8 protein-coding genes are annotated in these 11,600 nt (G+C 51.8%); 3 read left to right on the forward strand and 5 right to left on the reverse strand.

All coding sequences use genetic code 11. The features are described 5' to 3' along the window. Positions 1-70: 70 nt before the first annotated feature. From JJD41_RS10770 to JJD41_RS10780, 3 genes are all read right to left on the reverse strand, one after another. On the reverse strand, positions 71-1,267 hold the full coding sequence (locus JJD41_RS10770) for a caspase family protein (protein WP_200665920.1): 1,197 nt from the start codon (positions 1,265-1,267) through the stop codon (positions 71-73). Positions 1,268-1,949: 682 nt separating this feature from the next. After that, complete coding sequence (locus JJD41_RS10775) at positions 1,950-3,143, reverse strand: GNAT family N-acetyltransferase (protein ID WP_200665921.1); 1,194 nt, start codon at positions 3,141-3,143, stop codon at positions 1,950-1,952. A gap of 85 nt (positions 3,144-3,228) precedes the next feature. After that, a complete protein-coding gene (locus tag JJD41_RS10780; RefSeq protein WP_370583783.1) occupies positions 3,229-4,056 on the reverse strand; it encodes a RibD family protein in 828 nt (275 codons plus the stop codon). A gap of 101 nt (positions 4,057-4,157) precedes the next feature. Here JJD41_RS10780 and JJD41_RS10785 point away from each other — a divergent pair, with 101 nt between their 5' ends. Then, on the forward strand, positions 4,158-4,373 hold the full coding sequence (locus JJD41_RS10785; RefSeq protein WP_200665922.1) for an RNA-binding S4 domain-containing protein: 216 nt from the start codon (positions 4,158-4,160) through the stop codon (positions 4,371-4,373). Positions 4,374-4,417: 44 nt separating this feature from the next. Here JJD41_RS10785 and JJD41_RS10790 read toward each other — a convergent pair whose 3' ends face one another. Then, positions 4,418-7,525: an ATP-binding protein gene (locus JJD41_RS10790; protein WP_200665923.1), complete on the reverse strand. Its 3,108-nt coding sequence runs from the start codon at positions 7,523-7,525 to the stop codon at positions 4,418-4,420. Positions 7,526-7,627: 102 nt separating this feature from the next. Between JJD41_RS10790 and phoU the strand changes: the two genes are divergently transcribed. Beyond that, complete coding sequence (gene phoU / locus JJD41_RS10795) at positions 7,628-8,308, forward strand: phosphate signaling complex protein PhoU (RefSeq protein WP_200665924.1); 681 nt, start codon at positions 7,628-7,630, stop codon at positions 8,306-8,308. An 819-nt stretch (positions 8,309-9,127) separates the two neighbouring features. Continuing rightward, entirely contained in the window at positions 9,128-10,741 is a 1,614-nt protein-coding gene (locus JJD41_RS10800; protein ID WP_234488583.1) for an iron uptake porin, read from the forward strand. 118 nt (positions 10,742-10,859) lie between these two features. On the opposite strand, the gene hpsJ-A is transcribed toward JJD41_RS10800, so the two are convergent. After that, positions 10,860-11,582: an HpsJ-like protein, cyanoexosortase A-associated gene (gene hpsJ-A, locus JJD41_RS10805; protein WP_234488584.1), complete on the reverse strand. Its 723-nt coding sequence runs from the start codon at positions 11,580-11,582 to the stop codon at positions 10,860-10,862. Between the last annotated feature and the right edge of the window lie 18 nt (positions 11,583-11,600).

Consider the following 11,600-nt stretch of genomic DNA (forward strand, 5'->3'; position numbering starts at 1 on the left):
CGATCTGTTGCATGATTAGGGGAAATCCCCCCAACCCCCCTTAAGAAAGGGGGGCTTTCGATAAACAGGGTTAAATTTTTAACCGCAATAAGGTTCCTGGGGTGACGGGATTCTCGATTTTTGCTGCCGCGACTATGCCATCGCGGGATAAGACCCGTACTTGTCCCGACCCGTCAACGGCTGTAAAAATCGTGCCTGTTTCGACTTTTCGCAAATCTACGCTGCCCAACCACAGCCGAGCTTCGCCACGGCTCACTTGAGTGACGACGGCTTGGGCTGGAGTTTGGGGATTGTCGATGAAGTAAGGAGGACTGGAATCGTAGGGACTGCCGGGTTTGATTTCGTAACGCGGATTTTGATTGAAACCTTTGGGGATTTCGAGGACGATGTCTTGGAAAAGCTCCTCAACATCGGGCTGTTCTCTCCAGAGATAATAGGTCAAAATGTAGGTAAACAATCCGGCATGAAAACCGTTGATGACTGCTTCTCTGGCTAATTGGTCGGGGGCGGTCGCGGCTAAGACGACGCCTTTGGCGACGCCGCGACGATAGCCGTTGACAAATTCCGATGGCGACATCTGCAATCGGGACAACCACTGTTGCTGATAGGTCTTTTCATCGCTCGATACGAGGATGTTACTGCCGCCACTGCGGGAGCGCACTCTCGCTTCTCTCGTTGCGCCTCCCGCAAAGCAGCTATCTAAAACGACCGTGACATTTTCGGTTTTGAGGGCCGACATTAACAGGAATAGGGTATGACCCATAATATCTTGCACGGAGCCGCCTTGTTCGGGATAACCCGCAGGTAACTGACTGTCCACGGGGACAAAGGTGCCGTTTAATTCTCGGCGGCGTTCCGGTTCGGAGAGGATGGGGTTGGGGTCGGCGATGCGCGAACCATGTCCGGAATAGTGGTAAACAACAACGTCGCCGGGTCGAGCTTGTTTGATTAAATGCTCTTCAAAGGCAGTTAAGATCCCGGTGCGTGTCGCTTCACGATCGCCCACCACTAAGATATCTTTGGGGTTGAAGCCAAAGCGGTGTATTAACAGGTGACGTTGCAAGTCTACGTCGTTGAGACAGCCTTCGAGGGGTTGGTCGGGATATTGATTAATCCCGACGAGGAGGGCTAATTTACGCGGGGTACTTTGCGCGAGGACTTGGCCGTAGCGACGAGCCTGATGTTGAAATAAGGCACAGTTGAAGCCTAAAGACCCTAGGCTTAACCCTGCGAATTTGAGGAATTGACGGCGATTGAAAGGAGTCATGGGCAGTTAACTGGAGACTAAGGTAGAAGTTTGGCACCTCAGCCAGGTAGATGACGGATGATGAGGATCTATTCAGTTTTATCTAAGCTACTCGATGAATTGGGGAATGTCGAGGGGAATGTCGAGGGGAATGTTGACGTGAGCTGAAGGGGTTGGGGGGTTAAATATAGGGTGGCTCGCGGCAATGGATGAGGGAGAATCGCTCTCATTCCTTCCTAAGAAAGTAAGAATGGGGGACTTGAGGAAACGGTTCGTGATGTAGCCGACTCACGTTATTTATTTCCGGTCGAAATGGTTCGAGGGGAAGGCCGATCGCCAAACGATCGCCAAAAGTGCAGTACAAAATACTGACAAACAAAGAACAAAATACAGACAATTTTTACGAACCTATGTCATTACATGTGTAGTGAAATTTTTGAAATTGGTTCGGGATGTGGTATTTTATTTTAAATTGCTATAGTTGTATCTAATTCCAGCAATTTTCAAGGATTCCGAAATCGCCCCAGCGCGGCAAACCCTAGAAATTAGAGGCATTGAAGGCGATCGCCCTTCCGGAACTCCTCTGGGGAAGCCGACGGAAAAGCCCCCCTCTCGCGACACGAATTTTTTTCCCGGTTGTTAGGGGCGATCGCGCCGTTCGATCTCACGCAATTTTAGCTCGATCTGCAGCTCGATCTACAGTTCAATCTAAATTTAATTCCGGCATTGTTTTCTTCCAGGGCAACCCCTGATTGATCGCGTCAATTTGCATCTGTTCCATCGCGTTGACCTCCTTGAGATAGGGGCGTAGGATGTGGTCGAGACGGGCGTTATAAAAGCGGTGGAGACTGTGATTTCCGGTAGCGGGGAAACCGCGCCGTTTTTTATGCTGACCCCCGGCGCCCGGGTCGAAACTTTGAATGCCGCGATCGATCGCCCAGGCGATCGGGGTGTAATAACAGGCGTCGAAATGGAGACAGTCGATCTCGCGATCGCAGCCCCAATAGCGCCCGTAGAGGCGATCGCCCTTGGTCAGACAAAAAGACATGGCGATCGGGTCGCGCGGGTCGTTCTCGTCGTAAGCGGCCACCAAGAGCACCCGATGGCGAAAATTGTGGTACAGCTGCTCGAAAAACAGCTTATTCAGATATTTACTCCCCCACCAACCGAAGCGATCGCAGTGGTCGCTATAAAAGCGGTACATGCGCGAAAATAAAACATGGGGAATATCATCGCCGTGGAGCGTTTTCACCTCAATCCCCGCTTTGCGAACTGCCTTGCGTTCCCGCTTAATATTGCGGCGCTGATTGGCATTAAATGCCTGTAAATAGTCGTCAAAACTGCTAAATCCGCGATTTTGCCAAATATAACTGTGATGCAACCAGGGGGTGAAGCCGAACTTTTCGAGGGTGGGTCGCCAGTCCGGATCGACATAAAGGAAATTGCAACAAGAAATCTGGTGGCGATCGCAGAAGCGATCGATCGCGTTGACCATCACCCCGGTCAAATGCTCCTCATCCTCCCCCGGAGCGATTAAAAAACGATATCCCGTCGCCGGAGTCACCGGACTCATCCCCAGTAATTTCGGGTAGTAGTCGATGCCGAGACGGTGAGCCAAATCCGCCCACTGGTGGTCGAAGACAAACTCGCCGTAACTGTGACCCTTGAGATATAACGGCGCTGCCGCCACCAACTCGCGATCGCGCCAGAGTGTCAAATGGTTCGGCAGCCAGCCACTTTTGGCCGTAATGCTGCCGGAGGCTTCCATGTTGTGCAGCCAATCCCATTCAAAAAACGGCGTTTTCAACGGTTGCGCCAAAGCATCCCACTGTTGCTGGGGGACGTTGCCAATTTGGTCGAGCCAACGGACGGAAAGAGGGGCGATCGGTTCCACCATGAGACGAGTGTAAAGGTAGAGCGTGTCAAATTGTTTCTTATTTTAGGGATTTTTAGCGATCTCCGCCGCGATCGTCCCCAGACGGCTATTCGGTCTTCCGTTTGAGGCGATAGTGTAGAAACAATTCCCCCTCAACCTGTCGTACGTCGAGCAACTCCAGCCGTTTCGCCTCCGTCGCGAGCAATCCTTCCCCGTCCACTGGGGTCGGCGCCGCCATCCCGCCGACGAGTAAGGGGCAAACGGTGAGCCAGAGTTCGTCCAAAACATCCGCACTGAGGAGAGAACCGACCAATTGACCGCCGCCGAGGACGGCAAGACGTTCGATTCCCAACTCCGCCATTGCTGCCAGGGCGATCGCCCAATCGATCTCGCGATCGCTGCCTTCGGCGACCAAGAGGCGATCGAACCCGGGGCGATCGCGCCACAAGGTCGCCCCCGCTTGAGTGGAGACCAACCATCGCGGAATGGGCTGTTGGAAAAAGGGTAAATCCGGGTCGATCTTGCCACTGCCGGAGGCGACGATCTGCACGGGTTGGGGTGGTTTCCCCCGGGATTGGCGTTCGTCGAGTAAATCCGGGTCGAGTACCCGCATCGCCGTTCCTCCCGTTCGCAAGGTTCCGGCGCCGCCTAAGACTGCATCCGCCAGGGCCACTTGCCGTTCTAGATGGGCTTTGTCGTGAGGCGACCCGAACAGGACGGGCGATCGTCTGGCGTCGGCGATTTTACCGTCGGCACTCATGGCTAAAACAACGGTGGTGTGGGGACGTTTGGGGTGGGGTTGGCAGGTCATGGAAAGGCGGTAGGGGAAGGATTGTATAGAAATCAAATGATAGAGGTCAAAGCGGCGATCGCGATCGATCGCGATCGCCCCCGACTGAGATCCGCACGGCGATCGCCTGTTGCTCGTTTTCAAGTTATTGTATCGAACCTGTCTCCAGCCCCAACGATCGCCCGAACTCGCTAAAATACACTCGATTCACAACTCGATTGACAACAACAGGGAAGGAACCGACCATGGCACGAGATCCGGAAAAAGACACGATCCGACTGGGACAGTTTTTAAAGTATATAGCGATCGCCGGCACCGGGGGACAGGCGAAACTGATGATTCAAGGTGGAGAAGTCTCGGTCAACGGGGCGATCGAAACCCGGCGGGGTCGTCAACTTCACCACGGCGATGTTGTGACCGTCGGAACCCAAAGCTTTACCGTCGATTTAGAGGCTTTGTAAGTGCTTGCCAGTGCTTCTAAGTGCTTGCCAGTGCTTCGGCCAAGTTAACCGGGGGACGAACGCACCGCCTTGACCGGAAGGGTAATTTTAAATTCGGTCCGTCCCGGTTGCGCCGAGGTACATTCCAACTGTCCGCCGTGTCCTTCCGCCACGATTTGATAACAGGTGGACAAACTCAACCCCATCCCTTTTCCGACGGGTTTCGTCGTGAAAAAGGGATTGAATAATTGGTTTAAATATTGTTCGGGAATTCCCGGACCGTTATCGGCGATCGCAATTTCAATCCAGCCATTGTTTAACTGATTCGCCGTAATCTCAATTTTCGGCTCTTCCGCGATCGCTTCCCCGTTCTTTTTCAAGTTGTTTTCTAAGTGATTTTCTAAGTGTTTATATTTCTCCTGCAACGCATCGATCGCGTTCGTCAAGATATTCAAAAACACTTGATTGAGTTGACTGGGATAGCATTCTATTTTAGGAATTTCATCGTATTTCTTAATTACTTGAATATCCGGCAAGCCTTCGCCTAAATGCAAGCGACTTTGTAAAATCACTAACGTACTGTCCAACCCCTCATAAATATCGGCTTGGTTGAACTCCGAGCGATCGAGTTGAGAAAAGTCGCGCAAACTGGATACAATTTGACGAATTCGGCGGGTTCCATTTTTCATCGAATCGAGTAACTTCGGCAAATCTTCCCGAATAAAGTCTAAATCTTCTTGTTTTTCCTCCCAATCTTCCCCGGGGCGATCGACCAACTCAATCAACTCGCGCGCGTAATCTTCCACGTGATCTAAATTGCCGTGAATGAAACTGACCGGATTGTTAATTTCGTGAGCAATTCCGGCGACCAACTGACCCAAACTCGACATTTTCTCCGATTGAATTAACTTCGCCTGAGTTTGCTTTAACTCAAGGAGCGATCGCTCTAAAGCTGCTGCCTTTTCTCGTTCGCTTTCCGAGAGACGGCGCAAAGTTTCCAAATGACATAACTGAACTTGAGTGCGGATGCGCGCCAGCAATTCTGCTTTCGCAATCGGTTTGCTCAAATAATCGTTAGCGCCGGATTCCAAACCCATGACCACATCCGCCAGGCGATCTTTAGCGGTGAGCATAATAATCGGTAATTCGTCGAGACTGTAGCGTTCGCGAATTTGCTGACACACTTGATATCCGGTCATGCGCGGCATCATGACATCGAGTAAGATTAAATCGGGTTTAAACGAAGTCGCGAGCAATTCTAAGGCTTGAACCCCGTTAGAGGCGATCGCCAATTCGCACTCGTATAACGACAAATAATTGACCAGAACCTGACAGTTAATCGGTTCGTCATCGACGATCAAAATCTTCAAATCCCGACCGTCAAACTCGATTTCCGAGGGATGCGAGGGGTCGGACAGTTCCGCCGGAACGAGAGCATCACTCGTAGAAGTGGCGGCGACGGGGCGATCGCGATCGCCCCAGATCGGCGCCGCCAACACCGCCGGAGTCGAACCGTCGCGACTGGCAGGTAAGGTAAAGGTAAAGGTAGAGCCGACCCCAATTTGGGACTCTACCGCAATCCGACCGCCGTGGAGTTCCACCAGTTGCTTGGTGACCGCCAATCCCAACCCGGTTCCGCCGTATTCCCGGGCGGTGGACCCGTCCGCTTGCTCGAAGGATTCAAAAATCCGGTCTAATTTATCCGCCTCGATGCCAATTCCGGTATCGCGAATGGCGATTTCGACGGTTTCGGGATCCGAAGGATCCGGCGATCGCGCGCTGACGACGATCTTACCCGCGTCGGTGAATTTAATCGCATTACCAATCAAGTTATAAAAAATCTGTTGCAAGCGGTTTTCATCCGCCGCCACCGGGGGCAAGTTTTCGGGGAAATCGGCGACCAATTTTAACGGTTTGGCGCCAATTAAGGGGCGGATGAGAACGAACACGACCTCGACTAATTCGCGCAAGGCGATCGATCGCACTTGTAATTGCAAGTTGTTATGTTTGAGTTTGGCAAAATCGAGGATGTCGTTGACTAAAGTCGCCAGTCGCCGACCGGAGGCGACGATCGTTTCTAAGTTGCGCCGAGTCGCTTCGGGGAGTTCTCCGGTGGCGCCGTCGAGGAGGGATTGAGTAATGCCGATGATGCCATTTAGGGGGGTGCGCAGTTCGTGAGAGGTGTTGGCGAGAAATTCGTCTTTGAGTTTGTCGAGTTGCTGTAACGACCGATTCGCTTGTTTGAGGGCGCTTTCGCTCTCGCGCAAGGCTGCGGTTGCGCGTTCTACGGCGGTTTTGAGGCGCATGGGGGTGCTGACGAGGACGAAAGTGAGAGATCCGGCCACCAGGGCTAACAAGCCGCCTCCGAGCCATAAATTGCGGGAGATCGGGGCGTTCTCGGGCCATCCGCCGATCGGAACGGCGGCTAATTGCCACGAGCCGTTCGGCAGGGTGACGTTTAAAATGACTGGGGAGCGATCGAAGATCTGCGGATTGCCGAAAAAGACCTCGCCTTCGGCCCCGCGTCCATCTTTTCCGCGCAGGCTGTAGAGCAGTTGCTCGTCCCATTTGAGTAGTCCGGCTTCTCTAAATAAGATATCGCGATCGATGCCGATACTGACCATTCCCCAATAGGGACCGCTTTCGGGAGGGGCGCCGGGTGGCGTCAGGAAAATGGGGGTGCGGGTGATGAATGCCATGCCTCCTTTGACGAGTTGGACCGGCCCGGCGAGGACGGTGGATCGGGTGGCGATCGCCCGCTCGAATGCCTCTCTCTCTTCGGGGACGTTCATCGGATCGAAGCCGAGAGCTTCTTCTTGTCCTTTCAAGGGATAGAGATGGGTGGCGATGCTATTTTTAAAGAGCGCGGCGCTGGGAATCCCAGGACTTCGAGCGACCAAAACCCGCGCCAGTTCTTCAAAGGTGGGTTGGTCGATCTCGGGGTTGACCGTGCTGACGTAGGTGACGATCCCCCGGCTGAGAAAAATACGCTGGTTGAGTTCGCCTTCGAGACTGGCCCTCAAGGCGCTCAAGCGATTGAGAACGTCGGTGCGACTCCGTTGGATGAAGCGTTTTTGCTCCGATCGCTCTAACAGCGCTACGGCACTGAGAACGATGGCAACGGCACAACAAGCGGCAAGTGGGGGTAAAGTTCGGTTGGGAAAACGCGCCATAAGTTAAATCGAGCAGTCCAAGTTAGGGTTCCCAGCTTGCAGATGCCAGTTGACAGGTTCTACACAATAGTTAAGTAGTAGAGTTATGCTAACGAACAAGCAATGGCCACAGATGTTTGGGTGACTTCCTCCTCTAACTCCAATTCGCGATCGACCCATTTTCGGCGAAAAGTTAAGCGCTTAGAACGGGATATTTTACGCATGGGCGCCTTAGTCGAGCAATCTTGCCGTCTGAGTCATCAAGCCCTCTTTTACCGCGACTTATCCTCAGCTCAAGCCATTGCTTTGCTCGACAAACAAATCGATCGCTTCTACAAAGAAATTGAATCGGATTGCGTCGTCTTAATGACGTTGCAAGCTCCTGCGGCGATCGACTCTCGCCTGATCGGCGCCTTCATGCAACTGGTCAGAGATTTAGAACGCATTGGCGATTACGCCCAAGATATTGCCGAACTCGCCGTCAAACTCTTCCCCTATCCGACTCACGAATGTATGCTTCAAATTGAGGAAATGGCCCATCAAGTGCAGGCAATGTTAGCCGCCAGTCTCGTTGCTTTAGCGGATTTGGACGCCGAAAGTGGGAAGCGCATCAAAGAACTCGATACGATTGTCGATGAGGCTTACGATCGCCTTTACGACCGCCTCGCCCATCAACGAGATGTCAAAGGTGTTGTAGAACCTCTGTTATTATTAGCTTTGGTGATTCGCCATCTCGAACGCATGGCCGATCACGCGACCAATATCGGCCAGCGCGTCGCCTATATTGTCAACGGTCATCGGTGATCCCCGTTTGACTCGATCTCGATCGCTTGCACCGTCGATTGGCTCGAATGGCGATCGGCGATGGCGTTCGGTTGGCCGAAATTCTGTTTGACTGTGGCGTGGTTACAACTTCCCCTCTCAAACAACTTTTATTCTAATTTTTCAACCCTTCCTCAAAAGATAAATCTCTTCAAAATATTTTGAACAAGAGTTGCGACACCATAACGCTCTCGCCAACTTTCACGGCTTTAAAAATGCGTCCACCCCCCATGAACCCGTCAATTCTCTAGGAGAAACCCGGCGCTCTCCCGTTCTCATCGAGCATCTCTGCTACAACTTTACTAGGCGATCTCTTGAATGGTTCCGACTTTAACCCCTATTTTTCTAACTTTTTAAGTCGATCGATTCTCCCCCATCTGACCCCCGTAAAATCACAGTAATTTTCAAAAATGGCGCGAAAATCTCCGAGCGATCGCCAACCATCCTCAATCGATAAATTTAATAAAACCCCAAATAAATATAAAAAATACCCCTAACTTAACCCTTCCATTACTAAAGCTTTACCAAACCATAAGAAAAATAAATTATAACATTCATGATATTTTATTGAGTTCTATAAAGCCTCGAAAAACATCCTCAACCCTTGCCCTCTAGCACTAGAAACCATTACCGATTCGTGATAAGTTTCAGTAAGTTGCAGGTTAAAATTCAAATTAGCGTCGAGCGATCGCAGCTCATTGAAAAACCAGCAACAGTTCAACCCAAAACTTTTAGTGAAGGTGTGAGGATCGACTTATGTCAAGAGTGCTTTGGCAAGCTCTCCGACTAGGTTCGACAGCGATGAGTGCCGGATTTTTGCTGTCCGCCCCGGTTTTAGCCCAAGAGGTCTCAGCCGTAGGCAACCCCAGTCAGCCCAACCCCGCTTCCAGCCGGGAGTCTAACAACGTACTGCAAGAACTCAATCAATATTCCCAAGTCAATTTAGACACAGGACCGCTCGAACGGATCAACTCCGTTTCCAACTTGCAAGACGTCTCACCAACCGATTGGGCCTTCCAAGCGCTCCAATCTTTGGCCGATCGCTACGAATGTCTGCTCGCCTATCCAGACGGCACCTATCGCGGCAATCGGGCGATGACCCGTTACGAATTCGCCGCAGGCTTGAACGCCTGTCTCGAACGGATTCAAGTCCTGATCGACGAAAATCTCGCCAACCTCAATCCAGAGGACTTAGCCCGCTTACGGCGTCTGCAAGAAGAATTTAGTGCCGAACTGGCGACCTTACGCGGACGGGTAGACGCCCTGGAAGTGCGCACCGCAGAATTAGAAGCCAACCAGTTTTCCACCACGACCAAACTCGATGGCGAAGCACTGTTTGCCCTGGTCGATGCTTTTGGCGATCGTGGCGTCACCACCGCAGGGGGAGAAGACACCGAAACCTCCTTTGGCTATCGGGTTCGCTTGACCTTAGACACCAGCTTCTCCGGCAAAGATCGCTTGAGAACCCGTCTGCAAGCCGTCGATACCGCCCGCTTGGATGGCACCACCGGAACCGTCATGAGTCGCTTGGGGTTTGACGGCGAAGGCGGCGGAGTCTTGGAACTCAACCGCCTCGAATATCGCTTCCCCGTCGGCAATAATGCCCGCTTCTGGCTGGCAGGGGCGGGGATCGACCAAGACCACATTATCTCCCCGATCAACCCCTTATTTGAAAGTAGTGGCGGGGGTGCATTGTCCCGCTTCGGACGCCGCAACCCGACCATTTTCAGACAACCTGCAGGGTCTGGATTTGGGGTCGAAGTTAAAGCGGGAAATCTTCTGACCATCTACGGCGCCTACCTCGCAGACAACGCCGGAACGCCGACATCCCGCAATGGCTTATTTGACGGAGCCTATAGCGCCACCGGACAAGTGGTTGTCTCTCCAGTAAGCGGTCTTGACCTCGGCGTGGCCTACTCTCACAGCTACTTCCCCTCTGGAGAAGTCAACGTCTCCGGCAGCACCGGGAGTAATAACGCCCGTCGTCCATTTAGCAACGATGTCGCCACCAGCAGCAATAACCTCGGGGTACAAGCCAGTTGGGCACTCAGTCCCGTAACCATTTCCGGTTGGGCGGGCTGGTCGTTTGCGGAAGCTCGGGTCAGTGATGGGGCCGTTTCCGAAGGCGATACGGCAACGATCTTCAACTGGTTAGTGAACGTCGGTGTTCCCGATATCGGTAAAGAAGGTAGCCTCTTGGGCGTCCTCGTCGGTCAACCCCCCAAAGTGCTCGATAACGATGTTGACGGGGCTGAAGATGAAAGTACCTCTTTACATATCGAAGCCCTTTACAGATATCCGGTGACGGATTGGATCGATATTACCCCTGGGTTTTTCGTGATTACCAATCCCGATCACAATGACGACAATGACACGATTTGGGTCGGTACGATCAGAACTCGTTTCAAATTCTAAGTGAGCTGGCGAGTCTGAATAGAAAAAAGGGAACTCATTACGTTATTGTCGTGAGTTCCCTTTTTTCTATTCAATTTAAAGCCAAATTGAAACAACCCAAATTGAAACCCATAAATGCTTATCTAGCCCAAGCAGTACCCCGCCAAATCATTAAGAACAAAACGGCAGAAATAATAGCTGCTAAAATCCACTTGGTCGAACTTTCAAGTAATGCCAACCGTCGGTTAGATTGTAGTTGTCGAGCTTGCTGTTGGACTTGCTCTCGGGCTTGTGGAATTCTAGCGAGAACCTCGCCGCGCAGTTGTTCCGGATTGGTAGTATCGACAGGTAATCCGAGACGATTGAGTTCCGTCGCCAAGTTTTGCAAATCGGCTTGACTCCCCCCGCCGACTTGCTGTTCGATTTGTTCGAGTTGGGCGAGTTGGCGATCGGCTTGTGCGGCAATTTCTTGAGTATTTTGATTGTTGACGCGGACAGAATCGACAATTCCCAGAGGAACGAGTAAAAAACACAAAATTGCCAGCAGGAGAGAAAGCCAAGATAAAACCTTGACCACGAGGCTTTCTAAACCACTTCGGTTGTAATCTTCGCCAAAGAATACCAAACCGAGACCGAGCAAAGGAACGGGGATTCTTTCCATCAGTGCGCCCATTGTTTGCAATTCCCAAGCCGCATTCATAAATTGGGGTGGAATCACGGCTTGAAAGAAATCAAATAGGGCTAAGAGTAATAACCCGTAACCAATCAAACGAATGCGGGAGATAGATCTCAGTTGATCCGCACTAAAACGGAGGAGTTCATCAACCGATCGATTGATGTCATAACCTTCTGATTGACTCATAAGAATAGCACCTTGGGG

It is taken from the genome of Oxynema mangrovii CENA135, assembly GCF_016632315.1.
GTDB lineage: Bacteria > Cyanobacteriota > Cyanobacteriia > Cyanobacteriales > Laspinemataceae > Oxynema > Oxynema aestuarii.

What these genes read in the sequence shown, in the direction of transcription:
- JJD41_RS10770 (WP_200665920.1), bottom strand. Translation starts at nt 1,267, where the DNA reads ATGACTCCTTTCAATCGCCGTCAATTCCTCAAATTCGCAGGGTTAAGC.
- JJD41_RS10775 (WP_200665921.1), bottom strand. Translation starts at nt 3,143, where the DNA reads ATGGTGGAACCGATCGCCCCTCTTTCCGTCCGTTGGCTCGACCAAATT.
- JJD41_RS10785 (WP_200665922.1), top strand. Translation starts at nt 4,158, where the DNA reads ATGGCACGAGATCCGGAAAAAGACACGATCCGACTGGGACAGTTTTTA.
- JJD41_RS10790 (WP_200665923.1), bottom strand. Translation starts at nt 7,525, where the DNA reads ATGGCGCGTTTTCCCAACCGAACTTTACCCCCACTTGCCGCTTGTTGT.
- phoU (WP_200665924.1), top strand. Translation starts at nt 7,628, where the DNA reads ATGGCCACAGATGTTTGGGTGACTTCCTCCTCTAACTCCAATTCGCGA.
- JJD41_RS10800 (WP_234488583.1), top strand. Translation starts at nt 9,128, where the DNA reads ATGAGTGCCGGATTTTTGCTGTCCGCCCCGGTTTTAGCCCAAGAGGTC.
- hpsJ-A (WP_234488584.1), bottom strand. Translation starts at nt 11,582, where the DNA reads ATGAGTCAATCAGAAGGTTATGACATCAATCGATCGGTTGATGAACTC.